The organism is Novosphingobium acidiphilum DSM 19966 (genome assembly GCF_000429005.1).
GTDB lineage: Bacteria > Pseudomonadota > Alphaproteobacteria > Sphingomonadales > Sphingomonadaceae > Novosphingobium > Novosphingobium acidiphilum.
Genome location: NZ_AUBA01000002.1, coordinates 16,658 through 43,492, shown reverse-complemented (window position 1 = coordinate 43,492; position 26,835 = coordinate 16,658). Strand labels below are relative to the sequence as shown.

General features: G+C 64.7%; 22 protein-coding genes. 8 read left to right on the top strand and 14 right to left on the bottom strand.

The window, feature by feature from the left end:
• Positions 1 to 2: 2 nt before the first annotated feature.
• Both G404_RS0101700 and G404_RS0101695 read right to left on the bottom strand, forming a co-directional pair.
• Positions 3 to 1,178 carry an acyl-CoA dehydrogenase family protein gene (locus G404_RS0101700; protein ID WP_245584342.1) on the bottom strand — a complete coding sequence of 392 codons (1,176 nt, stop codon included), beginning with the start codon at positions 1,176 to 1,178 and terminating at the stop codon, positions 3 to 5.
• Positions 1,179 to 1,189: 11 nt separating this feature from the next.
• Positions 1,190 to 2,107: an SDR family NAD(P)-dependent oxidoreductase gene (locus tag G404_RS0101695; RefSeq protein WP_028639549.1), complete on the bottom strand. Its 918-nt coding sequence runs from the start codon at positions 2,105 to 2,107 to the stop codon at positions 1,190 to 1,192.
• Positions 2,108 to 2,211: 104 nt separating this feature from the next.
• On the opposite strand from G404_RS0101695, the gene G404_RS19720 reads away from it, so the two are divergent.
• The gene (locus tag G404_RS19720; RefSeq protein ID WP_051280029.1) at positions 2,212 to 2,955 is read left to right on the top strand and encodes an IclR family transcriptional regulator; all 744 of its coding nucleotides are present in this window, start codon (positions 2,212 to 2,214) and stop codon (positions 2,953 to 2,955) included.
• A gap of 102 nt (positions 2,956 to 3,057) precedes the next feature.
• Entirely contained in the window at positions 3,058 to 4,299 is a 1,242-nt protein-coding gene (locus G404_RS0101685; RefSeq protein WP_028639548.1) for a cyclic di-GMP phosphodiesterase, read from the top strand.
• Between the two features lie 282 nt (positions 4,300 to 4,581).
• Here G404_RS0101685 and G404_RS0101680 read toward each other — a convergent pair whose 3' ends face one another.
• On the bottom strand, positions 4,582 to 6,207 hold the full coding sequence (locus tag G404_RS0101680) for an NAD(P)/FAD-dependent oxidoreductase (RefSeq protein WP_028639547.1): 1,626 nt from the start codon (positions 6,205 to 6,207) through the stop codon (positions 4,582 to 4,584).
• Between the two features lie 35 nt (positions 6,208 to 6,242).
• Complete coding sequence (locus G404_RS0101675) at positions 6,243 to 6,560, bottom strand: PilZ domain-containing protein (protein WP_028639546.1); 318 nt, start codon at positions 6,558 to 6,560, stop codon at positions 6,243 to 6,245.
• 216 nt (positions 6,561 to 6,776) lie between these two features.
• Here G404_RS0101675 and G404_RS0101670 point away from each other — a divergent pair, with 216 nt between their 5' ends.
• A complete protein-coding gene (locus G404_RS0101670; RefSeq protein ID WP_028639545.1) occupies positions 6,777 to 8,039 on the top strand; it encodes a dipeptidase in 1,263 nt (420 codons plus the stop codon).
• Here G404_RS0101670 and G404_RS0101665 read toward each other — a convergent pair whose 3' ends face one another.
• From G404_RS0101665 to G404_RS0101630, 8 genes are all read right to left on the bottom strand, one after another.
• Positions 8,040 to 9,515: a Ppx/GppA family phosphatase gene (locus G404_RS0101665; protein ID WP_028639544.1), complete on the bottom strand. Its 1,476-nt coding sequence runs from the start codon at positions 9,513 to 9,515 to the stop codon at positions 8,040 to 8,042.
• Positions 9,516 to 9,524: 9 nt separating this feature from the next.
• On the bottom strand, positions 9,525 to 11,726 hold the full coding sequence (locus tag G404_RS0101660) for an RNA degradosome polyphosphate kinase (protein WP_084600967.1): 2,202 nt from the start codon (positions 11,724 to 11,726) through the stop codon (positions 9,525 to 9,527).
• Between the two features lie 111 nt (positions 11,727 to 11,837).
• The gene (locus G404_RS0101655) at positions 11,838 to 12,671 is read right to left on the bottom strand and encodes an AIM24 family protein (protein ID WP_028639542.1); all 834 of its coding nucleotides are present in this window, start codon (positions 12,669 to 12,671) and stop codon (positions 11,838 to 11,840) included.
• An 88-nt stretch (positions 12,672 to 12,759) separates the two neighbouring features.
• Positions 12,760 to 13,308: a TetR/AcrR family transcriptional regulator gene (locus G404_RS0101650; RefSeq protein WP_245584340.1), complete on the bottom strand. Its 549-nt coding sequence runs from the start codon at positions 13,306 to 13,308 to the stop codon at positions 12,760 to 12,762.
• A gap of 151 nt (positions 13,309 to 13,459) precedes the next feature.
• Positions 13,460 to 13,657 (bottom strand): hypothetical protein, encoded by a 198-nt coding sequence (locus tag G404_RS20000; RefSeq protein WP_245584339.1) that lies wholly within the window; start codon positions 13,655 to 13,657, stop codon positions 13,460 to 13,462.
• 111 nt (positions 13,658 to 13,768) lie between these two features.
• The gene (locus G404_RS0101640) at positions 13,769 to 15,226 is read right to left on the bottom strand and encodes an efflux transporter outer membrane subunit (protein ID WP_084600932.1); all 1,458 of its coding nucleotides are present in this window, start codon (positions 15,224 to 15,226) and stop codon (positions 13,769 to 13,771) included.
• Entirely contained in the window at positions 15,226 to 16,791 is a 1,566-nt protein-coding gene (locus tag G404_RS0101635) for an MDR family MFS transporter (protein ID WP_028639538.1), read from the bottom strand. Before G404_RS0101635 ends, G404_RS0101640 begins: the two co-directional genes overlap by 1 nt.
• Complete coding sequence (locus tag G404_RS0101630; protein ID WP_028639537.1) at positions 16,788 to 17,927, bottom strand: HlyD family secretion protein; 1,140 nt, start codon at positions 17,925 to 17,927, stop codon at positions 16,788 to 16,790. Before G404_RS0101630 ends, G404_RS0101635 begins: the two co-directional genes overlap by 4 nt.
• 332 nt (positions 17,928 to 18,259) lie before the next feature.
• Here G404_RS0101630 and ahpC point away from each other — a divergent pair, with 332 nt between their 5' ends.
• Both ahpC and ahpF read left to right on the top strand, forming a co-directional pair.
• On the top strand, positions 18,260 to 18,823 hold the full coding sequence (gene ahpC, locus G404_RS0101620) for an alkyl hydroperoxide reductase subunit C (RefSeq protein WP_028639536.1): 564 nt from the start codon (positions 18,260 to 18,262) through the stop codon (positions 18,821 to 18,823).
• Positions 18,824 to 19,028: 205 nt separating this feature from the next.
• Positions 19,029 to 20,579 carry an alkyl hydroperoxide reductase subunit F gene (gene ahpF / locus G404_RS0101615; RefSeq protein ID WP_028639535.1) on the top strand — a complete coding sequence of 517 codons (1,551 nt, stop codon included), beginning with the start codon at positions 19,029 to 19,031 and terminating at the stop codon, positions 20,577 to 20,579.
• A 24-nt stretch (positions 20,580 to 20,603) separates the two neighbouring features.
• On the opposite strand, the gene G404_RS0101610 is transcribed toward ahpF, so the two are convergent.
• Positions 20,604 to 21,632 carry a DUF475 domain-containing protein gene (locus G404_RS0101610; protein WP_028639534.1) on the bottom strand — a complete coding sequence of 343 codons (1,029 nt, stop codon included), beginning with the start codon at positions 21,630 to 21,632 and terminating at the stop codon, positions 20,604 to 20,606.
• 27 nt (positions 21,633 to 21,659) lie between these two features.
• Positions 21,660 to 22,544 carry a 3-methyl-2-oxobutanoate hydroxymethyltransferase gene (panB, locus tag G404_RS0101605; protein ID WP_028639533.1) on the bottom strand — a complete coding sequence of 295 codons (885 nt, stop codon included), beginning with the start codon at positions 22,542 to 22,544 and terminating at the stop codon, positions 21,660 to 21,662.
• Positions 22,545 to 22,758: 214 nt separating this feature from the next.
• On the opposite strand from panB, the gene G404_RS0101600 reads away from it, so the two are divergent.
• The 3 genes from G404_RS0101600 (at position 22,759) to G404_RS0101590 (ending at position 26,753) form a co-directional block, all read left to right on the top strand.
• Complete coding sequence (locus tag G404_RS0101600; protein ID WP_028639532.1) at positions 22,759 to 24,330, top strand: amino acid permease; 1,572 nt, start codon at positions 22,759 to 22,761, stop codon at positions 24,328 to 24,330.
• 208 nt (positions 24,331 to 24,538) lie between these two features.
• A complete protein-coding gene (locus G404_RS17705; protein WP_342663684.1) occupies positions 24,539 to 25,291 on the top strand; it encodes an ImuA family protein in 753 nt (250 codons plus the stop codon).
• Positions 25,230 to 26,753: a DUF6504 family protein gene (locus tag G404_RS0101590; RefSeq protein WP_084600928.1), complete on the top strand. Its 1,524-nt coding sequence runs from the start codon at positions 25,230 to 25,232 to the stop codon at positions 26,751 to 26,753. Before G404_RS17705 ends, G404_RS0101590 begins: the two co-directional genes overlap by 62 nt.
• Positions 26,754 to 26,835: the final 82 nt, after the last annotated feature.

The window sequence follows — 26,835 nt, the reverse complement described above, 5'->3', positions numbered from 1 at the left end:
GGCTACACCCCACCAGCAGCAAATTCGCGCAGCATCTGCTTGGCAATCACCAGCTGCATGATCTGCGTGGTGCCTTCATAGATGCGATAGATCCGCGCGTCGCGAAAGAAGCGTTCGGCCTCGTATTCGGCAAGGTATCCTGCGCCGCCGTGGATCTGGACGCAGCGGTCGGCCACGCGGCCGCACATTTCGCTGGCAAACATCTTGAACGCAGCGGCCTCTTTCAGGATTTTTGTGCCCGCGTCAGCCTTGGCAATGGCATCGCGCATCATGCATTGCGCCGCATAGATCTCGGCATAGCTGTCGGACAGCATGGCCTGGATCAGCTGGAAATTGGCAATCGGTTCGCCAAACGCCTTGCGCTCGGCGGCATAGCGCGTGGCGGTGTCGAGCATGCGTCGGGCATAGCCGGTGCTGGCCGCGCCCACCGACAGCCGCCCGTTGTCCAGGCTTTGCATCGCGGTGGCAAAGCCGCGGCCTTCTTCGCCGCCCAGCAGCGCATCGCCCGGCACGAACACATTGTCGAAAATCAGATCGCCGATATGGCTGCCCGATTGCCCCATCTTGCGGTCGGATTTGCCGCGCGAAACACCCGGCGTATCAAGCGGAACCAGGAACGCCGAGACATGGGCGTTTTTGGGCAGATTGTCCTTGGCCGTGCGCGCCATGATCAGGCCCATTTGGGCATAGGGCGCATTGGTAATGTAGCGCTTGGTGCCGTTCAGCACATAGCCGTTGCCCTGGCGCACCGCGCTGGTCTGCAATCCGGCCGAATCCGACCCCGAACCCGGCTCGGTCAGGCCGAAGGCGGCAATTTCGCCCGCAGCAAGGCGCGGCAGCCACTGCGCCTTCTGCTCGGGCGTGCCGGCGTTCTTCAGCGCCGAACAGACCATGCCGATGTTGATCGAAATGATCGAGCGATAGGCTGGCATGGCATAGGACAGCGTGTGGATCGTTTCGATATATTGCGACACATTCATGCCCGCGCCGCCGAATTCCTCGGGCATGGTCAGGCCGAACAGGCCCATGGCGGCCATTTCCTGCCGCAGCGTGTCGGGGATGCCGTCATTGGCGATCACCTCGGGTTCGGCAGGGACCAGCCGTTCGCGCACATAGCGGTCAAGCTGATCCAGAAACTGTGCGAACACGTCGGCATCCATGCCTGTGGAGCTGTTCATTGCCATGACCTTCAAATCGGATCGTAGGGGAACACATGCGCCGAAACTTCGTCGGCGCGGGCAAAATCGGCGCGGAATGCGGGGATCAGGTCATCGGCAATCGACTGGGCTGTCCACCCATCTCCGCGCGCCATCGAACGCACCGGGCGCGGTTTGCCAAACAGCACGATCTCGTTGCGGCGAACGGCAAAGATCTGGTTGTTGACGTCTTGGGCCCGGTCGGACGCAAGAAACGCAACCAGGGGCGCGATCTTGTCCGCGCTCATCGCCTGCATGCGTTCGACGCGCAGCTTCTGTTCGGGGGTTTCGGCGGGGATCGAGGCGGTCATCCGGCTCCACGCAAAGGGCGCGATGCAGTTCGAACGCACGCCAAACCGCGCCATATCAAGCGCGATCGATTGCGACAGCCCGACCAGGCCAAGCTTTGCCGCCGAATAATTGGCCTGCCCGATATTGCCGATCAGCCCGCTGGTCGAGGTGAAATGAACAAAGCTGCCTGACCCCTGTTCGCGGAAATAGGGTGTTGCCGCCTTTGACACGTTGAATGGGCCGGTCAGATTGACATCGATCACCGCCTGCCAGTCGGCATGGCTCATCTTGTGCCAGATCGTATCGCGCAGGATGCCCGCATTGTTGACCACCGCGTCGATCCGGCCGAACCGCGCCACCGCATCCTCGACAATGCTGGCAGCGCCCAGCGGATCGGCTACGCTCGCCAGATTAGCGTGGGCGCGGCCACCTGCGGCGCGGATGTCGGCCACCGTGGTGTCTGCAGGGCCGGTATCGCCGCCATCGCCGCCCTGGGCCACGCCGGGATCGTTGACCACCACCGCGGCGCCTTCCCGCGCGCACAGCAGGGCGATTTCGCGGCCAATGCCACGCCCGGCGCCCGTGATCGCGACCACTTTGCCGTCCAGTATGCCCGCCATCCGAATCCTGTCCTTTGTCCGCGTGGCAACCGGCCTATCGGCGGGCCGGGTTCTTTTCAACATCGGGAATTGATATTCAGATATATGAAAATACAAGCAGTGCCATGACAGGTCCGGTCCGTTCCGTTTCGCAGGCCTTTGCGATCTTGCGCCTGCTGGCGTGCGAGGGGCCGATGACGCTGTCGCAGGTCTGCCGGGCAACCGGATCAAGCCCGTCAAGCGGGCTCAATCTGTTGCGCACGCTGGTGGCCGAAGGCGCGGTGGAACGCGCCGCGGGCGCTGCTGTCTATCGCCTGGCGTCGGCGTGGCAGGGGGCCGATCTGTTGGCCGGGGCCCGCATGGCGCGGCTGATCGCGCGGGCCCACCCGTTGCTAACCCGGTTTGCCAGGACGCATGACACCGCATGCGGGTTGTGGCAGCAATTGGGCGGGGACCGTCTGGCACTGGTGGCGCTTGGCGAAAGCGAAGCAGCGACGCGCATCCACATGGTTATTGGCCAGCGCCAGCCGTTCGGTGCCGGATCGATCGGCCGTGCGCTGATTGCCGCCGAGGCGGCCGACCAGGTCGATATGGAACGGCGCTTTGCCCGCTTGCGCTGGCGCCGACCGCTGGCTTTTGCCGCCTGGGCCGAACAAGTGGCGCGTGCCCGGCAGACCGGGGTTGGCATCGACGACGGCTATGCCTTTCCCGGGATTGTTTCGATCGGGACACTCGTGCCCGGCACCGGTCGGCCGCGGCTGTGTCTGTCTGCATCGGTCTTTGCCGGCGCGCGCAGCGATGCCGAGATCGACGCGCTGGGGCAGGCGCTGCGCGACCTGGCGCGCGATGCCGCGCTGCACGAAGGGTAAATGCCGGGTTGTCCGGCATTACGGACAGGACCGGAGCATTCCGGTACCCGGTTGTTGAGCGATGGACGGCCAAACCTTTGCGCTCCAACGGCATACGGCGACATGTTGAAGCGAATCCGCACCGATCAGGTAAAGCTTGGCATGTTTATCCAGCGGCTTGAGGGCAACTGGTTTCGCCATCCGTTCTGGAAGGCGCGCTTTGTGCTTGATGACCCCGCGCGCCTGCGCGCGCTGCGCAACAGCGCGGTGCAATGGGTGCTGATCGACGCCGGCAAGGGGTGCGATGTCGCTCAGCCGATAACCGAGCCCGCGCGCACCGTATCGCCATCCGCGCGCCCCGGGCCAGCCGGTCTGGCCCCTGCCGGGCGACGCGCAGACGCACTTTCGCCCGAAATCGCGCGTGCCGAACGCCTGGCGCGTGCCGCCGGCAAGGCCATCAATCGCCTGTTTCTCGAAACGCGGCTGGGCAAGCAGATCGCCGCGAGCGATATCGCCCCGGTGGTCGATGACATCTATGCCTCGGTGCAGCGCAATATCTATGCTTTTGGCGGGTTGCTGCGTTGCCAAAGCGATCAGGTGCATCTTTATCGCCACGCGCTGGCGGTTTCGGCACTGATGGTGGCATTGGCGCGACGCATGGGCCTGCCGCCTGACGAGGCGCGCGCGGCGGGCATGGTCGGCCTGCTGATGGACACCGCGCTGGCGCAGATTTCGGCCGAAACGGGTGTGGCCGATTACCGCAATCTGCCCGAGGATGTGGCACAGGGCCACGTCTTGCTGGCGATGACGCAATTGCGCGCGGCAGGCGATATTCCTCGGGCGGTGCTGACTGGCTGTCTGCAACATCATGAACGTCTTGACGGGACGGGTTATCCGCAAGGGCTGTCGGGCGATGCGATCGGCACCCTGGCGCGGATGGCGGCGGTGTGCGACGATTTCGACCAGATGGTGTCGGGTGGCCTGGCCGCCGGTCCGCTCGATCCGGCGCATGCGCTCGACGCGATCCGGGCAAAAGAGGCAGGCTATGACGCGGCCATTGTCGATCGGTTGGTCGAAGCGGTCGGCATCTATCCGATCGGCTCGGTCGTACGGTTGCGCAGCGGACGCGTGGCAATGGTGGTCGATCAGGATGACGCAGACACCGCATTGCCGGTGGTGCGCATCTTTGCTGCGCTGGGGCCGGGCGGGATGGTTGCGTTGCGACCAACGACGCTGGCGTTGGGACAGTGTTACGGTGAAGACGCGATCGTCGGTATCGCCGATCCGCCGGGTCTGAACGGGCAACCGTTTGCGGACTTGCGCGCCGAGATCATGGCGGGCGCTGTTCGTGCCTCGGCACGGTAAAACACGCATCGGCCAAAAAAAGCCGACCGGTTGCCCGGTCGGCGTGAAAGTTTTGGGAGAGGATGCCTGAAAGGCCCGACCGGGATGGTCCAGGATGGTTTATTGTGCAAGTGCGAAAAGCGCTCGCGGCCATTGCAAAAAAAGCAACACCCCTGAATTGCCGCAGGTAGTACGCGCTATCACCTTGATTTCACGGCATGGCTGACGCCGTGTGATCGATGGTTTGCCCTTGTGGGTAAGACGTGATCACCACCAATCCGGTGCAAATTTTTCGCGCCGCGTTCAGGCTTTGAGCAGTTCCTGGGCCAGCGCCTCGGCCACTTTGATACCGTCGACCGCGGCCGACAGGATGCCGCCTGCATAACCGGCGCCTTCACCTGCCGGATACAGGCCGCGCGTGTTCACGCTTTGCAGGTCGGTGCCGCGGCGAAACCGCACGGGCGATGACGTGCGCGTTTCGACCCCGGTCATGATCACGTCGGGATGGTCATATCCCGGGATCTGGCGGCCAAACACCGGCAGTGCCTCGCGAATGGCGTCGATCACGTAATCGGGCAGGCATCGGCCCAGGTCGGTCAGCCGTACGCCCGGCTGGTAACTGGGCACCACGGTGCCGAATTCGCCCGAAGACGCCCGACCTGCAACCAGATCGCCGACCTTTTGGCCCGGTGCGTGATAATCACTGCCCCCGGCGGTAAACGCCAGGCTTTCCCATTTGCGCTGAAACGCGATGCCCGCGAGTGGCCCGCCGGGATAGTCGCGGGTCGGATCGATATCGACCACCAGCCCGGAATTGGCATTGAATTCCGCGCGTGAATACTGGCTCATGCCGTTGGTCACGACGCGGCCCTCTTCGCTGGTGGCGGCCACCACGCGCCCGCCCGGGCACATGCAGAAGCTGTAGACGGTGCGTCCGTTGCGCGCCTGGTGCGATGCGGCATAGGCGGCCGGGCCCAGCACGCTGTTGCCGGCAAAGTTGCCATAGCGCGCGCGGTCGATCCAGCCTTGCGGATGTTCGATGCGCACGCCGATGGCAAAAGGCTTGGCCTCGGCATGCACGCCCCGGTCGTGCAGTACCTGAAACGTGTCGCGCGCCGAATGGCCGACCGCCACAATCACGTGCGTGGCGGGCAGGACCGTCCCGTCTGACAGATGCAGCGCACAGATCCGGCGTTCGCCTGCTGCATCGGTTGCGATCTCGAAATCGTCGACCCGGGTTTCAAAGCGGTATTCGCCGCCCAGCGCCTCGATCGTGTCGCGCATGCTCATGACCATGGTGACCAGCCGGAATGTGCCGATATGCGGATGCGCCTCGGTCAGAATATCGTCGGGCGCACCGGCCTTGACGAATTCGACCAGCACTTTGCGCCCCAGGTGGCGCGGGTCCTTGATCCGGCTGTAGAGTTTGCCGTCGGAAAAGGTGCCCGCACCGCCTTCGCCAAACTGCACGTTGGATTCGGGCGTCAGCACCGATCGGCGCCACAGCGCCCAGGTGTCCTTGGTGCGTTCGCGCACCGCCTTGCCGCGTTCGATGATGATCGGCTTCAGCCCCATCTGCGCCAGGATCAGCGCCGCCATCAATCCGCAGGGCCCGGCGCCGATCACCACCGGGCGCGGGCCGTTCCAGTCGGCCGGTGCCATGACCGGAAAGCGATAGGCGGTGTCGGGGCTGGGACGCACGTCCTTGTCGCCGGCATGGCGCGCCAGCACGTGTGCCTCGTCCTGCACGGCAACGTCGACGGCATAGACCAGATGGATCGCCGATTTGCGCCGTGCATCGTTGCCGCGTTTGGCAACGGCATGGCGCAGCAACGCACCCCGTTCCATGCCGAGGCGCGCGCAGATCGCAGCTTCGAGATCGTCGGGTGTATGATCGAGCGGCAGCTTGAGGTCGGTCAGGCGCAACATGCGCCCCATCTACACATGCGCGCGGATTTGGGAAGTCAGGACGGGTCGCTCATCATGATGCGATCGAACACTGCCGGGTGCAGCGCGTCGTCGAATTCGCAGCCGATATCGAACCGGTCGGCCCATTTGACCGTGGCGCGACGCGGCGGCAGACCGGGCAGGGTGATCCACAGCACTTCGCCGATGCGCAACCGCTCCATCGCCGCCAGCCGCACGCCATGGCACGACAGATCGAGCGTGACCCCGGCCATCCTGACCGTCGACCGTCGATATTGCACTTTTGCGCTGATCCCGCGCCGTTCAGAGCGACGAGGCAGCAATGCGCGCGTGGGACGATGTTCGGTTGCAGTCATGATGACGCCTGTGGGCTTGGTTCCGGACCAATCTGTTGCCGAAGACTAACCTGAAATCCTTACCCGTCCGTTAGGACCCGCCGCATTTTCAGGCCGCCGGCCCGCACGCCGGACAAGATAGGATTTGACGACAGCCCGCCCCGATGAAAGGCTTGTGCTGCACATGGAGATCGTATGCCCCGTTTGACACCCGATGCAACCCGTTTCCGGATCGTTATGCGCCTGGCCCTGGCGACAGGTGCGGCGCTTGGTCTGGTGGCACAGCCGGCGCTGGCGCGTCCGGCGGCAAAGCCGCGGGCGCAGCCCGCGCCGCTGGTCACGCCCGAGGCGATGCGCGTGCACAAGGCAGTGCTGACGCTTGATACCCACCTTGATACCCCGGCGATGCTGGGAATGCCCGGGTGGTCGATCATGGACCGGCACGATGCCCGGCGCGATTTCAGCACGGTTGATGTGCCGCGCATGAAAGAGGGGCACCTCGATGGCGGGTTCTGGGCAATCTATACCCCGCAAGGGCCGCTGACCCCGGCAGCCACGCGCGCCGCGCGCGATTTTGCGGTGGCGCGCGGGATCGAAATCCATGAAATGGTCGCCGCGCACCCGCAGACCTTTGCCCTGGCCGACAAGGCCGCCGACGCCGCAAAGATCGCGGCCAGCGGCCGGATCGTGGTCTATCTGTCGATCGAAAACGCCTGGCCGCTGGGCGATGATGTGACATTGCTCGACACATTCTATCGCATGGGCGTGCGGATCTGCGGCTTTGCCCATTTCCGCAACAACCAGTTTGCCGACAGTTCCACCGACAAGGAACAGTGGGGCGGGCTGAGCCCGGCGGGCAAGGCCTTGCTGGCGGAAATGAACCGGCTGGGCGTGGTGCCCGACCTGTCGCACAGTTCGGACAAGGCGCTGGAGGATGCGATCACGCTGTCAAAGGCGCCGATCATCCTCAGCCATTCGGGAACGCGCGCGGTCTATGACCATCCACGCAATATCGACGATGACCACCTGCGCGCGTTGTCCGCGCAAGGCGGGGTGATCCAGATCAACACTGTCTATGTAAAGGCCGAAAAAGCCGAAGCCCTGCGCACCGCCGCGTTGCACGCACTGGCCGAAAAATACCCCGAAAGCCGCACGCTGGCCGCCGCCGAGCGCGCCAGCTACCTGGCCGAACGGCGCGCCATCGACAAAGCCTACCCGATTGTCGATGGCCCCACATTTGCCGATGTCATGGCCAACCTGCTGCATGCGATCAAGGTCGCGGGCGTCGATCATGTCGGCATCGGCGCCGATTGGGATGGCGGCGGCGGGGTGGCAGGGCTGGAAGACGTCGCCAGCCTGCCCAAGATCACCGAGGCGCTGTTGAAAGCAGGCTACACGCGCGAGGATGTTGCCCGGATATGGTCGGGCAATGTGCTGCGCGTGCTGGCCGCCGCCGAGGCCGAGGCCGCGAAGGAATCCGCAGCACCGCCTGCTGCCTGATCAGGCCACTTGGGCCTTCAGTCCCAGGTGTGCGGCCAACGCGCGCAGATCGCGTTCGACGCCATCGTTGACAAGGGGGGCGAGCGTGGGTTGCACCTCGAGCACCAGCCGCCCGCCGTCGACCAGCAGGCGGCTGCCTGACAGGCCTTGCGGGGCACACGTGCTGAACCGGCGGCACAGCCGTGTTGCCAGACCCCAGGCCTGCGCCTCGCGCAGGGCATGGGCCGGGATCAGTGCGGCCAGTGCCGGCGGTACCTCCAGCCGGCCGGTGTGGGCCAGCATGGCCACCGCCAGGATCGCGCGTTCGGCGGTGGCGGCGCCGATCCAGCGTTTGCGCAAGGCCCATTCACGCGCGATGTCGCCGCGCAGATTGGGTTCGACCGTGGCCGAAGCCAGGCACAGCATCGTTGCCGCCAGCCGCAGCCGTTCGCGCCGTTCGATCCCGTTCGGCGGGGCGGCCGCCACTGTCCAGCCCGCCACCATCGCACCGATCTGGGGCGAGATGCCCTGTTCCTGGACAAAGGCCGACATCCCGGCAACCAGCGGATCCTGCCCGCGCGTGCCCGCAGGCATGTCTTCGTAAAGCAGGCCTTCGCGCAGGCCCCATGCGGAAAACACCAGCTTGCCCGGCTTCAGCCGCCGGATCAGCACGGCCAGCAACGCGGCTGTATCGGGCAGGCTGTTCATGCGCGCGGTGGAAATGCCCGCCAATGGGCGCAAGCTTTCGGGTTTGCGCCGCGCCAGATTGCGCGCGATGCGCAAACCTTCGGCAGCGTCGAGTACAAAGCCGTGCGGATCGTCGATCGGCCATTCCAGCTGCACCATCGCAAACCGGGCAAACGCGCGCAACGATCCGCCGACGAGATACAAGGTGGTGCCGGGTTCGGCGGCCCAGGCGGCCTTTTTCAGCGCCTTGGCCACGGCTTGGGCAAACAGCCGGTCGCCGGTGGCACGCATTTTGGCCAGCCGCAGGGTGCCCAGCGGCATCGATACCCCGTGGCGACAGGTATCGCCATCGATGTCGACCAGTTCCAGGCTGCCGCCGCCAAGATCGCCCACCACGCCCGATGCGCCGGGAAACGCGCCCAGCACGCCGTGGGCGCTGGTTACGGCCTCTTCCTCGCCGCTCAACAGGCGGGGGGCAAAACCAAGCTTGGCAACCTTTTCGAGAAACGCCGCGCCATTGGTTGCATCGCGTACCGCAGCGGTGGCCACGACATCGACCCGCTCGACGCCTTTTAGCTGCAACAGCACGCGATATCGCGCCAGCGCCGCCAGCACCGCGTTGCTGGCGCGTTCGCCCAGCAATCCGGTTTCGGCGACGCCCTTGCCCAGCCGGGCGGTCACTTTTTCATTGTGCAACACGTTGGGTGCGCGCGCCGGTCCGCCATAGATGACAAGGCGCACCGTGTTGGAGCCGATATCGATGATGGCGCGCGAGGTTCCGCGCGTGGCCCTGCGTTCAGTGCTGGTCATGATTGCGGGTCAGGCCGCGCCGCCGCGCCGCAGCGCCAGTTTGGGCACCGTGCGCCCCTTGCTCAGCGCGGCACCACGACCGGATAACGATGGATTGGTCATGAAATAACGATGCACGTTGAAGGGATGGGGGCCGGGATCGGTGCGGTGGTAATCACCCGTGCTGTCAAGCTGCCAGCTTTGCTCGGTGTCAAGCAGATTGGCGAGCATGACCTGATCGAGCACCTGATCATGCACCGTGCTGTTGCGGATCGGCACCAGCACTTCGACCCGGCGATCGAGGTTGCGGCTCATCCCGTCGGCCGAAGAAATAAACACGCGCGCGCGTCGGTTGGGCAGCGAAGTGCCATTGCCAAACGCCCAGATCCGGCTGTGTTCAAGAAACCGGCCGATCACCGATTTGACCGCGATGTTGTCAGAAAGCCCCGCGATGCCGGGTTTCAGGCAGCAGATGCCGCGCACCACCAGCGTGATTTTTACCCCGGCCTGGCTGGCCAGGTACAACCGGTCGATCAGGTCGGGATCGGTCAGTGCGTTCAGCTTCGCCCATATCGCCGCCGCCTTGCCGGCCTGGGCATAGGCCACTTCGCGATTGATGCATTCATACAGCTTGTGCCGCACCCCGCCGGGCGAAATCGCCAGCATCTCGGTGCCCTTGGGCTCGATATAGCCGGTGATGAAATTGAACAGCAGCCCGGCATCGCGGCAAAACCGCGGATCGGCGGTAAAGAACGACAGATCGGTGTAGATCCGTGCGGTGACCGGGTGATAGTTGCCCGTGCCAAAGTGGCAGTATGTGCGATAGCCATCGCCTTCGCGGCGCACCACCATCGACACTTTGGCGTGGGTTTTCCAGTCGACAAAGCCATAGATCACCTGAACGCCGGCGTTTTCCAGCTGGCTGGCCCAGTGCAGGTTCTGTTCCTCGTCGAACCGGGCCTTCAGTTCGACCACGGCGGTGACCGATTTGCCGGCTTCTGCCGCCGCAATCAGCGCGGCGATCACCGCCGATTGTTTGCCCGCGCGGTACAGGGTCTGCTTGATCGCCACGACATCGGGATCGGCCGCGGCCTGGTGCAGGAAATCGACCACCACGTCGAAGCTTTCGAACGGGTGCTGGATCACGATATCCTTTTCGCGGATCGCCGCGAAACAGTCGCCGTTGTGTTCCAGGATGCGTTCGGGATAGCGCGGGCTATAGGGTTCGAATTTCAGATCGGGGCGTTCCTCGTCAACCAGCGCCGACAAGCCGTTCATTGCCAGCGGGCCGCGCGTCTTGATCACCAGCGCATAATCGAGCCGCAACTGATTGCGCAGCATTGCCTCGGCCGCAGGATCAAACGGGTCTTCCAGCGTCAGCAGAATCACGCGGCCGCGACGGCGACGCTGGATCGCGGTGCGGAAATACCGCACCAGATCCTCGGCATCTTCTTCAATTTCCATGTCGCTGTCGCGCAAAACGCGGAAAATGCCGCTGCTGTGGATGCGAAACCCGGGGAACAGCCGCGCGGCCTTGCGCCGGATCAGTTCCTCGATCGCGATCCACGTGGCGGGCTGGCCGGGCAGGCGGATATAGCGCGGCAGCGCCGGCGGGATCAGCACCATTTCGTTGACCGGTGCGCCATCGGCCACGCGCACCAGCGAAAACAGGATGCCGCTGCCCTGGTTGGCAACAAACGGAAATGGATGCGCCGGATCGATCGCCTGCGGGGTCAGGGCGGGCAGCACGCGGCGTTCGAAATAATCGGCCAGGAATTCGCCCTCGGCCTTGTCGAGGCGGCGGCCGGTGATCAGGCGAATGCCGGCTTTGTCGAGCGATGACACCAGATCGGTGAAAATGTGATACTGTGCGTCGACCAGATGGCTGATCGCGCCGTGGATGTCCTGCAACTGCTGGCTGGCAGACAGGCCGTCAATCGACACTTCGTCGATCTGGCGGCGCACTTGCGCGGCAAGCCCCGCCACCCGGACCATCATGAATTCGTCGAGATTGTTGCCCGATATCGACAGAAACCGCAGCTGTTCCAGCAGTGGATAATGGGGATTGCGTGCCTCGGCCAGCACCCGCCGGTTGAATTGCAGCCAGCTCAGTTCACGGTTGAAATAGCGATCTGCCGGCAGCGCGGCCAGGGCCTCGGCAATCCGGACATCGCGCTCGGGCGCGGTCTTCGGTGCGATCTGATGCGGCAATACGTGATGAAAATCGACCATGATCGCGCCTGGGGGCTCCTTTGTGACAGTGCCTTTTGCACGGTCGTGCAGCATGCTGGCAAGACGATAGCGCGGCTTGTCACATTGTGCGCGGCGCGCGGATGAAATGCCTCAGCTTCGTTCGATAAAATCGCCAAATGCCCCCAGCATGCCGCCTTCACCGCGCCGATCGCCGCCGCCCGGCGTGGCAGCCGCCATCATCCGGCCGGCCAGACGCGAAAACGGCAGCGACTGGATCCACACTTTGCCGGGCCCCGTCAGGCGCGCAAAGAACACGCCTTCGCCGCCGAACAGCATCGATCTGACACCACCGACGGTAACCACGTCAAACGTGACCGAGGGTGTGAGCGCGGCCAGGCACCCGGTGTCGACATGGATTTCCTGCCCCGGCGCCAGTTCGCGCTCGATCAGGGTGCCGCCCATCTGCACAAACACCCAGCCATCACCGTCGAGCCGTTGCATCACAAAACCGTCACCGCCGAACAGCCCGGTCATGATCCGCTGCTGAAACGCCACCCCGATCGAAACACCCCGAGCCGCGCACAGAAAGCTGTCCTTTTGGCAGATCAGGGTGCCGCCAATGTCGGCCAGCCGGATCGGCATGACGGTGCCCGGGATCGGTGCGGCAAAGGCGACATGCGCCTTGCCGGTGCCGCGGTGGGTGAACACGGTGGTGAAGATGGTTGCGCCCGACAGCAGCCGTTTGCCGGCGCCGAGCAATTTGCCCATGAACCCGGCATCCGCCCCCTCGGAACCATCGCCGAACACCGTGGTCATGTCGATGCAGGCATCCTTCCACACCATCGATCCTGCTTCGCCCACCGCGCTTTCGCCGGGATCGAGCTCGATTTCGATGAATTGCAGGTCGTGGCCCTTGACGGCGAAATCGATATCGTCCGCCAGCAGGGGATTGCGCGCATAGTTCCACGGATTGTTCGGTGCCATTGCCACGGGTCCGGTGCAGTTGCCTGAGGCGTGCATCCTAAACCGTGCCGGGCATTTGGCAAAGCACCGGTTCGACGAAACCCTGGCGTCAGCCGGCGTGCGTCAGCGCCTGCAATCCGGCGAAGTAGAACCGGGTGTAATCGCTGGCCCAGCGTTCGATTTCCTGATTGGACGAAGCCCCTTCGGTGTTGGCCAGCCGCGCGTGGCCCAGCAGGCCTTCCAGCCACAACCGCGCCGCCAGATCGGTATCGTGCATGCAAAACGCGGCGGCATCGGGGCTGCCCGCCATGGTCTGCGATATGACATCGATCGCGTTGCGATAGGCATTGGCGCGCATCGACTGACCTTCGCCAATTTCCTGGTCCAGCCAGTCGATCAACCGTTCCATCAGCACGCCATCGGGCGAGAACAGCATTTTCATGACTTCGGCTGCGCGAAACTGGAACGCCTGCCGGACCGGCAGATTATAACCTTGCTGGTTGAGATAATCGGTGCGCTGCGCGATGCGGCGGATCAGCAATGCCCGCATCAGCTCGATCTTGCCGGGAAAACGCGAATAGATCGTGGCCTTGCCGATATGGGCATGGCGGGCAACGCGATCAAAGGTGAAGGATTCAAAACCCCCAGCCTGAAGCACCTGCCAGCTGGCGTCGAGTATGCGCCCCGACAGCGCTTCTGCTTCGGCTACGGATGGGCGACCGCGCCGCGCGTGCGGCGTACAGTCCGTTTCATCGATACACGTGGCGTCGTCCGCGCAATCCTGTGCCGCAGGCGTACTTGCGGCGGGTTCAGTGGCGAACGGTGCTGAAGGCCTGTCCTTCGTAGGATGCGGCGAATTCGGGTCTGAGGGTGGCACGGACATCATCCTGCGACCGGTCGATAGCCGCGGCCAAGCCACCCGTTTCGGGCAACGTGTCGCCTGCGCGGTGCAGGGGGCATGTCATGACCAGACCTTCGGTATAGGCCTGCAAAACGCGCCGACTCATCGTCGATACCCAGCTCATCCGTCCCACCTATCTGCCTTGTTGGCTTTATAGGTACGGAGACTGCCTGAAATTTTGCCATCGTCAATCCCCTATAAATGGAACGGAGCTGGCTCATTTGCCAAGGTCCACGCGGTCCCAGCCAAGGCCGAGCGCCTTTTCGACCGCGATGAAATCGCCGGTCAGGCGCGCGCGGGCGGTCACGGTGCCAAGCTGCGCGCGCAGCGCCTGACGGTCGGCCGACAACGCGTCGGCCCGTGACAGCGTGCCGCCTGCAGCGCGCGTCGCCTGCAGCCCCGCCAGGTGCGCGGCCGCCTCGCGCTGTTCGACCGCTTTGCCCAAAGCAATCCGCTGCGTGCCGAACCGGACCAGCGCGCCTTCGGCATCGTCAAGCGCCGCCAGCACGCGCGAACGGTAATTGGCCTCGGCCTCGTCGCGCGCGCTGCGCGCCGATTTGACCAGTGCTGCTGCCCGCCCCCCGTCAAAGGCGTTCCATTTGATCTGCGGCACGATTAGGCCGATCAGCGTGGACGGGCTGAACGCGCCGCCAAGGTCGGTGCTGCCAAGCCCGAGAATGCCCGTAAAGCTGACACTGGGAAAACGATCGGCCATGCGCGCACCCACATCGGCGGTGGCGGCAGCAAGCTGGCGTTCGGCGGCGCGGATGTCGGGGCGGTGGCGCATCAGCCGCGCCGGGTCGCCCACCGCAACATGGGCCGGTACCTCGGGGATCGGGGCTGTTTGGACGGTCAGCGCGTCAAGCGTGCCGGGCTCGCTGCCGATCAGCACGGCCAGCTGGTCGGCCAGGGCCACGATCTGGGCGCGGCTGTCGGCCAGATCGCTTTCGCTTTGGGCCAGCGTCGCCCTGGCGCTGTCGATGGCCTGTGCGCCGACAGTGCCGCCCGAAAAGCGGCCATTCGCGGCATCCAGCAACTGCCGGTCAATCGCGACCTGCTGCGCCAGCAGCGCGGCATTGGCCTGTTCCGCGCGCATCTGCACATAGGCCTGTGCCACTTGCGCCGACAGCGCAACCGCCACATCGGCGGCGGACGCCTCCGACGCTTCGGCACGATCGCGTGCGGCCTCGATGCGGCGGTGGTTGGCGCCGAACAGATCGGGTTCCCACGAGGCCTGGAGATTGTCGCCATAGACCTGTTCCGACAGGCGGCCATCACGCCCAAGCAGCGCGCCTGGCAGCGTAACTTCGCCTGCCACCGCGCCCACGCCCACCTTGGGCGCCAGCGCGCTGCGCGCGCTGCGCAGTGCGGCGGTGGCGTTGGCGATCCGGGCTTGCGCTGCGGCCAGATCGGGCGATCCGGCAAGCGCGCGGGTTTCCAGATCGTTGAGCGCGGGATCGCCCAACGCTTCCCACCAGTGTGCCGCAGGGGCATCGGCATCGGCATCGGCGGGCGCGCGCAGGAACTGGCCGCGCGCATCGGCCTGCGGCGCGGCAACCGGCGCGCCGTGCCAGTCGGGGCCGACCGTGGTGCACCCTTCCAGCAACAGCGGGGCCAGCAACAGCGGGGCCAGCGACAGCGTCAGCAGGCGGGGGCGGAACAGGTAAGCAGACATCAGTGCATCGCCATTTTGTGGTGGCCCTTGGGAAGCGGGCGCAGGAGCAGGACAAGCGGGATCACGACCACGATCGCAATCGCCAGCGCGACGAATTCATCGTTGAAGCTCATCACCACGGCCTGCTGTTCGACGATCGCGTTGATCGATTGCAGCGCGGCCATGTGGGCATCGTTGCCCACGCCCGGGGTTTGGCCGGCGACCCAGGCCTGGACGTCGGTGGCATTGGCGGGGATCGCATTGAACAGCGTCCAGTGGTGAAAATCCTCGCGCCGTTCCTGCAGCGTGGCAAGCAGCGCGAGCGCGATCGATCCGCCAAGGTTGCGCGCCGCGTTGAACAGGCCCGAAGCATCGCCGGCCTCGTTGGGTTTCACACTGGCAATCGCCGCCTGGTTGAGGAACAGCATGGCAAAGACCTGGCCCAGCCCGCGCATCAATTGCGACAGATAGAACGCAGCGCCGCTCGATTGCAGGGTCAGGTCCGAATCGAACCAGCAGCACCCGGCCATCAGCAGCATGCCGCCCGCCACCGCAACACGCAGATCGATGCGCGGCACCAGCAGCGGAAACAGCGGCATCATCATCGCGGCCGGAATGCCCGACAGGAATACCACCCCGCCCGATTGCTGCGCATTGTAACCCGCAATCGCGGCCAGAAACTGCGGGATGACGTACGATGTGCCATACAGCACTGCGCCGATCAGCAGGCCCAGCACAAACACCGCGGCAAAGGCGCGGTTGCGCAACAGTGCCAGCCTGACCACCGGGCGCTTGGCATAGATCTGGCCCAGCCCGATCAGCACGAACCCGGCGATCGTCACCGCGGTCAAACGCCAGATCAGCGTGGAATCGAACCACTGTTCGCGGTTGCCTTCCTCCAGCACCACGGTCAGCCCGCCAAGCCCTGCGGCCATGCCGGCAATGCCCATCCAGTCGGCCTGCTTCAGTTCGTCGAGCTTCATCGGCTGGTGCTTCAACCCGACGAACAGGAATGTCATCAGGATCGCACAGATCGGCAGATTGATGAAAAAGGCATAATGCCAGCTGTAATTTTCGGTCAGCCAGCCGCCCAGCAAAGGCCCGAACACCGGGCCCATGATCAGTGTCGATCCAAACAGCGCGGTGCCGATCGGCTGCTGATGGCGGGGCAGGCGGGTGGCGATGATGGTCATCCCGGTTGGGATCATCGCCCCGCCGGTAAAGCCCTGGCCGACCCTGCCGATGATCATTTCGGTCAGGTTTGACGAAAACCCGCAGGCCATCGAAAAGCCCATGAACAACAGCGCCATGATCATCAGGAACCGGCGCAACCCGAACACGCGTTCAAGCCACGCGGTCAGCGGAATGATCACGATTTCCGACACGAGGTAGGACGTGGCGATCCACGTGCCCTCGGTTGACGAAGCGCCGATTTCGCCCTGGATCGTCGGCAATGACGAATTCACGATCGAAATGTCGAGCGTGGCCATCAGCGCGCCGATTGCACCTGCAACAACCGCCAGCCAGGCGGTGAGGTCGGCGTTCTTCGTCTGGGACACCTGGGGGGTGGCGATGGCGGCGCTCATGGCTTGGCCTTCGATTCCTCGTTGCGGATCTGGTGGATCGCGCCTTTGGCATCGACCGTGTCGACATCGACGCGCAGCGACAGGCCCGGCACCAGCACGCGCCGTGCCTCGGGCCCGGCATCGATGCGGATGCGCACCGGCACGCGCTGCACGATCTTGGTGAAATTGCCGGTCGCGTTCTGGGGCGGGATCAACGAAAACGTCGCACCCGTGCCCGGTGTCACGCTTTCGACTTTGCCGTGGAATGCAACACCGGGCAGGGCATCCACCTCGATCGTGGCGGGCTGCCCTGGGCGCATCAGGCCGATCTGGGTTTCCTTGAAATTGGCCTCGACATAGATCGCCTGCACCGGAACGATTGTCAGCAGGCGTTGTCCGGGCTGAACAAACTGGCCGATCCGCACCGAGGACGAGGCCACCGTGCCTGCCACCGGTGCAACCAGGCGCGTGGTGGCAAGGTCGGTGCGCGCGGCATCGGCCTGCGCACGCGCCGCCTCGATCTGCGCGCCGGACTGGCCCAGCTGGGCGCGCGCGGCGTCAAGCTTTCCGTGCGCGGCGGCAAGCGAGGCCTGTTGCGAGGACACGCTGGCTGCGGCTTTGTCGCGGTTGCTGGCCAATTGGTCGAGCGTCTGCCTGGGCTCGGATCCGGCAGCCACCAATGGCCGATAGCGCGCGACTTCGGCCGTATAGAACGCCAGATCGCGTTGCGCGGTGGTCAGCGCGGCTGATGCCTGCGCCACGCCGGCTTCGGCCTCGGTAATCCCGGCACGGTTCAGCGCTTCGCCGGCGCGCGCCAGGTTTTCCTGCGCGGCGGCTTGCGTGACGCGAATGCGGTAATCGGTGGGGTCGACTTCGACCAGCAGGTCGCCCGCCCTGACCGGCTGGTTGTCGGCAACTGTGACTGTGCGCACATAGCCTGCCAGCTTGGAACTGACTGTGATGCCGTCGGCCTTGACATAGGCGTCGTCGGTCGATTGCACATACTGCCCGTGGTCCAGATAACCGACATAGGCATAGATCCCGTAGGCGCCGCCGATCAGCGCGGCGACAATCGCTGCGCGCCCCAGCAGGCGCTTGCGCGTGCCCTTGCCGGTTTCGGTGTCCGGGGTGGGGGTGTTGTCGCTGTGCGTGGTCATGGACGATCCTGAATGGCTTAAATTGAACGAATTCGTTCCTTTTTCCGCAATTGGGGAAACTGCGGCATGCTTTCAAGTGCAACTTGCTCTGCGCCGGTTGCATTTAATGCAATGCACCAAAGGGTGGTGCGTCACGCGGGCGTGTCGCCGGACCGCAATGGTATCGCGCTATTGAAGGTGCGGCATTTTGTGCCCAAAGGCCGCTATTGATCGAAAACGTCAATCTATATGGGCGGAATTGATCATTGGAAATGCGCGATCGGAACGCCTATTTCACCATCACACAGTGTCCCAACGCCCATCCCGGGCCCAATCAAGGAATGAAGCAAACCATGTCGATCGTTGGCAGCAAGATCAAACCGTTCGCGAACTCCGCCTATCACCAGGGCAAGTTTGTCGACGTGACCGATGCAGACATCGCCGGCAAGTGGGCGGTGTTCTTCTTCTATCCCGCAGACTTCACCTTTGTCTGCCCGACCGAGCTGGAAGACCTGGCCGACAAGTATGCCGAGCTGCAGGGTCTGGGCGTCGAAGTGTTCAGCGTTTCGACCGACACCCATTTCAGCCACAAGGCCTGGCACGACAGCAGCCCGGCAATCGGCAAGATCAACTATTTCATGCTGGGTGACCAGAACCACGACCTGTCGAACAACTTCGGCATCCTGCGCGAAGGCGTCGGCCTGGCTGACCGTGGCACCTTCGTGGTCGATCCCGACGGCACGATCCAGCTGGTCGAAATCACCCCCGAAGGCGTGGGCCGCAATGCCGAAGAACTGGTCCGCAAGATCAAGGCTGCCAAGTACTGGCGCGAACATCCCGGCCAGGTCTGCCCGGCCAAGTGGGAAGAAGGCGAAGCCACGCTGGCCCCGTCGATCGACCTTGTCGGCAAGATCTGATCTGAACTGAGCATCTGATTTCCGGATCTTTCGGTACCCCCCCTTTCGCCGAGGGATCCGGATAGCTCCGGGCGGTGCGCGCACCTTGCGCCGCCGCCCGGCCACTATCCTGCCAACCTGATCAAACCCCCTCTCTCGCTGCGCCTTGTCGTTTGCGCGCGTTGCCTGTTGCCCTGACCATTCACCGAAAGCGTCCGCCATGCCCATGCTCGATACCGCCACCACCGCCCAGTTGAAGGCCTATCTCGGCAATCTGCGTCGCCCGATCGAACTGGTGGCAAGCCTGGGTGATGACGCGAAATCCGCCGATACACGCGCACTGGTCGAAGAGATCGCGGTGTTGTCGGACAAAGTCAGTGCGCGTTTCGACGGCACCGACGCGCGCCGCCCCAGCTTTGCCATCCGCGCCGATGACGGCCGCGCCGAGGCAGTGTTTGCCGGGCTGCCGCTGGGGCACGAGTTCACGTCTCTGATCCTGGCGCTGCTGCATGTTGGCGGCCACCCGCCCAAGGAAGACGCCGATCTGCTCGATCAGGCGCGCAATCTTGATGGCCCGCTGCATTTTGAAACGTTTTTTTCGCTGTCATGCCAGAACTGCCCCGACGTGGTGCAGGCGCTGAACATGATCGCCGCGCTCAACCCCAACGCCAGCCATGTCGCAATCGACGGCGCGCTGTTCCAGGATGAAGTCGAACGCCGCCAGATCATGGCCGTGCCGACCGTGTTCCTCAATGGCGAAATGTTCGGGCAGGGGCGCATGGACCTGGCCCAGATCGTGGCCAAGCTTGACACCGGATCGGTGGCGCGTGCCGCGGAAAAGATCGCCGCCAAGGACCCGTTCGATGTGCTGGTGGTCGGTGGCGGCCCGGCCGGTGCGGCCGCTGCGATCTATGCCGCGCGCAAGGGTATTCGTACCGGCGTGGTCGCCGAACGTTTTGGCGGGCAGGTGCTCGACACCATGGGGATCGAGAATTTCATCTCTGTCCCCCACACCGAAGGGCCAAAGCTGGTCGCGCATCTCGAACAGCATGTGAAAGACTATGCAGTCGATGTGATGAACGTGCAGAAAGCGGTGGCGTTGAAGCCCGCCAATGGTGATGGCCTGACCACGATCGAGCTGGAAAGCGGGGCGACCTTGCGCGCCAGGACGGTGATCCTGTCAACCGGCGCACGCTGGCGCCAGATGGGCGTGCCGGGCGAGGAACAGTACCGCAACCGCGGCGTTGCCTATTGCCCGCACTGCGACGGCCCGTTGTACAAAGGCAAGCGCGTCGCGGTGATCGGCGGCGGCAATTCGGGGGTCGAGGCCGCGATCGATCTGGCCGGGATCGTCGCGCATGTTACATTGATCGAATATGACAGCGCGCTGCGCGCCGATGCGGTGTTGCAGACCAAGCTGCGCAGCCTGCCCAACGTGACAGTCGTCGTTTCGGCGCTGACCACCGAAGTGATCGGCGATGGCAACAAGGTCAATGCGCTGGTCTATCGCGATCGCAACACGGGTGAGGATCATACCGTGACACTGGAAGGCATCTTTGTGCAGATCGGCCTGGTGCCCAACACCGAATGGCTGAAAGGCGCGATCGCGCTGAGCAACCGCGGCGAAATCGAAATCGATGCACGCGGCGAAACCAATGTTCACGGCGTGTTTGCCGCGGGCGACGTGACCACCGTGCCCTACAAGCAGATCGTGATCGCGATGGGCGAAGGCAGCAAGGCGGCGCTGTCGGCATTCGATTATCTGATCCGCCACTGATCGCGCCGCGCCGCGCGGCAACGGTCAATCCGTTGTCGCGCGGCGCGATGCCCACAACGACAGGCCGATCAGCGCCGCACCGATCAATCCGGTTACGGTTTCGGGAATGGCGATCCGCGCCGACGCCAGCATGATCGCGCCCAGCGCGATGATCGCCCAGAACGCGCCGTGTTCCAGAAACCGGTATTGCGCCAAGGTGCCCCGTTCGACCAGCAGCAGCGTGATCGAACGCACGAACATCGCCCCTACCGACAGGCCCAGCGCGATGATCACCATGTTGTTGGACAGCGCGAACGCGCCGATCACCCCGTCAAAGCTGAACGAGGCATCGAGCACGTTGAGATAGACGAACCCGCCAAGCCCCGATCGCACCAGCGCGCACGCCAGACGCCGCGCGGCTTCGCGTGCTTCCATCACAGTGCCGACAGCCTCGACCGCGATATGCGCGATGATCCCGCCCAGGCCCGCCTCGATCAGGATCAACGCCTCGTGCCCGGGCAGCAGGCGCGCCACGATCAGCAAGGTCGCCAGCACCACCGCAATCGCGGCAGCATGCACCAGCGCCAGGGCGGCCAGCCGCCGTTCGATCCAGCCGATCCAGTGCACGGTCTTGTCCGGATCGAGAAAATAGTCGAGCCCGACCAGCAGCAGGAACGCCCCGCCAAACCCGGCAATTGCGACATGCGCGCCGCTGACCAGCGCCTCGTACCGGATAGGGTCGGTCAGCGACAGGCGCAACGCATCGACGGGGCCAAGCCCGGCAGCCAGCGCCACGATCGCCAGCGGAAACACGATGCGCATGCCGAACACCGCGATCACCATGCCCCAGGTCAGAAACCGGCCCTGCCACACCGGGTCCATCTGGGTCAGCACCGCGGCATTGACCACCGCGTTGTCGAACGACAGCGATACTTCCAGGACGCCCAGCACCAGCACGATCCACACCACGCCCGCCGTCGCCGCAACCGACCCGGTGTCGAACCAGCCATAGGCCACGGCTGCGATCAGGGTCGCCAGGGTGAACAGCAACGATCCGGCAAACCGGCGGATCACGCTATCGTCCTCGTGCCGGGCAGGATATCACTCTGCCTGTCCCTGGCGTGGCTGATAGGTCTGTTCGGGCCCCGGAAAGCTGCGCGCGCGCACCTCTGCTGCGTAATTTGCCGCTGCATTGCCGATGGTTGCGGCGATATTTTCATAAATTTTGACAAAACGTGGCACCCGCTCGAACATGCCCAGCATGTCTTCGGTCACCAGCACCTGGCCATCGCATTGCGCCGAGGCGCCGATGCCGATGGTGGGGCAGGCGATGCCTTGCGTGATGGCCACCGCGATCGGTTCGACCACGCCTTCGATCACCACGGCAAAGGCGCCGGCGGATTCAAGCGCGCGCGCATCGGCCAGGATCTTGTCGGCCTCTGCCGCGCTGCGGCCGCGCGCGTTGTATCCGCCCAGCACGTTCACCGCTTGTGGAGTCAGGCCGACATGGCCCATCACGGGAATGCCGCGCTGCACCAGAAACGCCACCGTTTCGGCCATGGCTTCGCCGCCTTCAAGCTTGATCGCGGCACAGCCGGTTTCCTTCATCACCCGCGCCGCGCTGTCAAAGGCCTGCAGGGGCGATGCTTCGTAGCTGCCGAAGGGCATGTCGACCACGACGACCGCGTGATAGCTGCCGCGCACCACGGCGGCACCATGGGCGATCATCATGTCGATCGTGACCGGCACGCTGGACGGCAGGCCATAGATCACCTGGCCCAGCGAATCCCCGACCAGCAGCATATCGCAATGCGCGTCAAGCAGTTGCGCCTGGCGCGCGGTATAGGCGGTCAGCATCACGATCGGCTGTGCGGTGGTGCCGTTTACCTTGCGCGCGCGGATCTGCGGGACAGTGATCCGCTTCATCGGCGCGGGCGTCGGATGGGCGCGGCTGGTCGATGTATCGAGCTGAAACGTTGTGGACATTGTCTGTGATCCGCTGTTGTGCCCTTGGCGCACATGCCTTAACCGGCGCGGCGCGAAGGGCAAGAGGCGCTGCCATGGCAAAAAGCTCTTTGCCCTTCGCAGGCATGCGGCTAGCGTCGCGGCCAATAACCTGGTTTCGATTGCAATCAGGTCCATCCGGGCGTGTCACGCCAGGCGGACCGGGGGGCTGCAACGACCAAGGCGGGAGAATTCAATGTTTGGTCGCGTCAAATCACTCGACGCCATTCTAGCCACGGCCGAGAAAAAATCGCTGCACCGCTCGCTTGGGCCGCTGCAGTTGACATTGCTTGGTGTCGGGGCGGTCATCGGTACCGGAATTTTCGTGCTGACTGCTGCGGCCGCGCAAAAGGCGGGGCCGGGCATGATGTGGAGCTTTGTCATCGCCGGTTTCATCTGCGCGGTGGCGGCCTTGTGCTATTCCGAACTGGCCTCGATGGTGCCGGTATCGGGTTCGGCCTATACCTATTCCTATGCCGTGGTCGGTGAACTGCTGGCCTGGATGGTCGGCTGGGCGCTGATCCTCGAATATGCAGTGGCGGCGTCGGCGGTGTGCGTCGGCTGGTCGGGCTATTTCATGGGCCTGTTGAAAAGCTGGTTCGGGGTCGTGCTGCCACAGGCGTTAAGCGCGGGGCCGGCCTGGACTTTGGTCGGCTGGGTGCCGCACGCCGATTTTTCGACCGGTGTCATCAATGTGCCGGCAATCGTGATCGCCGGTGTGATCACCGCGCTGCTGGTCAAGGGCACCACCGAAAGCGCAACCGTCAACGCGGTGCTGGTGGCGATCAAGATCCTGGCGCTGACGATGTTTGTCGTGCTGACCCTGCCGGTGATGCACACCAGCCATTTCACTCCGTTTGCGCCCAACGGCTGGTTTGGTCTGAAAGGCACCTCGGGCATGGGGATTGTCGGCGCGGCGTCGTCGATCTTCTTTGCCTATGTCGGATTTGACGCGGTTTCGACCGCGGCCGAGGAAACCAAGAACCCGCAGCGCAACGTGCCCATCGGTCTTTTGGGCAGTCTGGCGATCTGCACGATTTTCTATCTGCTGGTTGCCGCAGGGGCGGTGGGTGCGATCGGGGCCCAGCCCACGGCCATCGGCATTTCGCCCGATTCGGCCGAATTTGCCCGCCAGTGCGCCGCACTGACGGCCAAGGGCGCGCAGCCGCTGGTCTGTTCGAACGAAGCGCTGGCGTTTGTGCTGCGCGGGATCAACCATAGCGCCGCGGGCGATCTGATCGGCATTGCCGCCAATCTGGCGTTGCCTTCGGTGATCCTGATGATGATCTTTGGCCAGACACGCATCTTTTTCGTGATGGCGCGCGACGGACTGCTGCCCGAAAAGCTGGCAACGGTGCACCCGAAGTGGAAAACGCCTTATATCGTTACCATTTTTACCGGGATTTTCGTGGCCTTTGCCGCGGCACTGCTGCCGGTGGGGCAATTGGCCGATATTTCGAACTCGGGCACCTTGTTCGCGTTCTTCATGGTGGCAGTTGCGGTGATGATCCTGCGTTTGCGCGATCCTTCGCGCACGCGGCCGTTCCGCACCCCCCTGATCTGGGTGACCGGGCCGGTTGCGGCAGCGGGTTGTATCTTTCTCTATATCAATCTGCCGCTTGGCTCGATCCTGGTGCTGCCGATCTGGGGCGGCATCGGCCTCTTGTTCTACTTCGCCTATGGCTATCGCAAAAGCCATGTCGGGCGTGGCCTGGCTGACGCGCACGCGGATGAAGCCGCGCCTGCTCCGGCGTCGCGCCTTCCCTGATTTGTCCTTCGGGATGGAATGCTGGCGGGCCGGGGATATCCCCCGGCCCGTTTGCGTTGGCGGTTGCGCAATCGGGAAATGAGAACATAATAGGAACATGAACCGAATCGCTCTTGCCCATTCCGCCCCGAAGCGGGGAGAGGGACCGACCCCTTCGGCTGCGGCTGGTGCAGCCGCTCAGGGTAAACCGGGCCCATGGCCCAGAGTGGTGGAGGGGCTGTGCCCGACCCCGCAGTTGCCTCCGCAGGCACCCCCGCTTTACCATGCGGTCCCGGGGCGCTGGCATCCGGGCCTGGGCCACGATGTCCGCCATACCGAACTGTTCGCCTCTGCGGATGAAGCCAGCGGCGTGGCGCTGGCGCTGGCGCTGGCGCAGAATATGGCGTCACGCCATGCGGCCGCGCAGGGCGATGATCATCGCCCGTGGCTGTGGGTGCAGGACAAGACGGCGATCCGCCTGTCGGGCCGGCCCTATCGCCCCGGCCTGCCCGAAGGATTGCGCCACCGCCTGATCCATGTTGCTGCCGACAAACCTGCCGATGCGCTGTTCGCGCTTGAGGAAGGGCTGCGCTGTCGCGACCTGGCCTTTGTCATCGGCGAAATGGCGGGCAATCCGGCGGCGCTGGATTTTACCGCGTCGCGACGATTGAGTCTGGCCGCGCAGCGTCATGACGTGCCGCTGTGGCTGGTGCGGCTGTCGGCGCGCCATGATCTGGGCTCTGCGCGGATGCGCTGGGATGTTGCGCCGGCGCCCAGTGCACCGCGGCGCTGGAATCCCGACGCGCCGGGCGATCCGCGCTGGCAGGCCGATCTGTTCCGCGCGCATGTGTTTCAACCCGGACAATGGATTCTAGGAGATGACAGCGAACGCGCCGAGCTTGCCGTCTTCACGCCGGATCATGGCGGCATGGTGTCCGACGCTGGCGATCGATCGCTGGCATCTGTGCAACCCGCCGCCTGACGCGTGCGATCCGCTGCTGGTGCTGGTGGGCGAAACCGCACACGGCCCGCGCATCACCGCCGCCAGCGCCCCCGCACGCGCGGCAGGGGCGCAGGTGGGCATGCTGCTGGCCGATGCGCGCGCGGTGGCGCCCACATTGGTGGTGCATCCGGCCGATCCGGCGGGTGACCGCGCCTTTCTTGAATCGCTTGCGCTGTGGGTGCAACGCTGGGGGCCGTGGAGCGCGCTCGATCCGCCCGACGGGGTCATCGTCGATGTCACCGGGGTGGCGCACCTGTTTGGCGGCGAGGCGGCGCTGATGGCCGATGCCAGGGCCTGCTTTGCCGCGCGCGGCCTGCGTGTGCGATTGGCGATTGCGCCGACTGCGGGGGCAGCCTGGGCACTGGCGCATCATGGTCCCCAGTGCACCGCGCTGGCCGATGGCAGCGATCCGCTGATCGCCTTGCGCGATCTGCCGGTGGCAGCGCTGCGGCTGGACCATGCGGTGCTGCTGCTGCTCGAACGGCTGGGGCTGAAACGCATCGGCGATCTGGCCGTGATCGGCCGGCCCGCGCTGGCGCGGCGGTTTCGCGACCGGCGCGCGCCGGCGGCCAATCCGTTGGTGCGGCTCGATCAGTTTGCCGGCCGCGTGCCCGAACCGATCCTGCCGGTCGTGGCGGTGCCCACGCCGCTGGTGCAGCGCCGCCTGGTCGAACCGGTGCGGCATCGCGATCTGCTCGACCGGGTGGTCGCCGATCTGGCTATGGCGCTGGCGCGGCGGCTGGAATCGCTGGGGCAGGGCGCGCGACGGCTGGAACTGGGCTTGTGGAAAGTCGATGGCGATGTGCTGGTGCGGCGGTTGGAACTGGCCGCCGCCACGCGCGATCCGGCGCATATCACGCGGCTGTTTGCGCATAAACTGGACGATTGCGACGCCGGTTTCGGCATCGAAATGGTGCGGCTGTGTGCGCCCTGGGCCGAGCCGCTGACGCTGACCCAGGTCGATCTGGAACAGGCTGCGCAAGCGCACGGCACCAGCCTGGCGGCATGCATCGATCGCCTGACCGTGCGATTGGGCAGCGGCGCGGTGGCGATGCCGGTGCCGCGTGCCAGCCACATGCCCGAACACGCGCAACGCTGGGTCACGCCCGATCCGGGCCGCGCGATGCAGGAAGAACTGGCGTTCCACGCGCGCCCGCTGAAGCTGCTCGACCGGGCAGAGCCGATCGCGGTGATCTACGAAGCGCCCGACGGCTTGCCCCGCCTGTTTCGCTGGCGCGGCTCGGTCCATGAAATCACCCGCGCTGAAGGGCCCGAACGCATCGCGCCCGAATGGTGGCGCGAAAAGGGCCGCGCGCGCCTGCGCGATTATTACCGCATCGAAGACAGCAGCGGCCGCCGCTTCTGGATCTATCGCCGCGGCCTGCCTGGCGACGGCCGCGGCGGCGCGCCCGAGTGGTTTTTGCAGGGGTTGTGTGCCTAGGCGGCGCCAAATACCTCCATCATCGATCCGTTGTGCGGTGCAACCAGGGTGCGCCGTGCATACGCTGCGGGCCGGAGCCTTG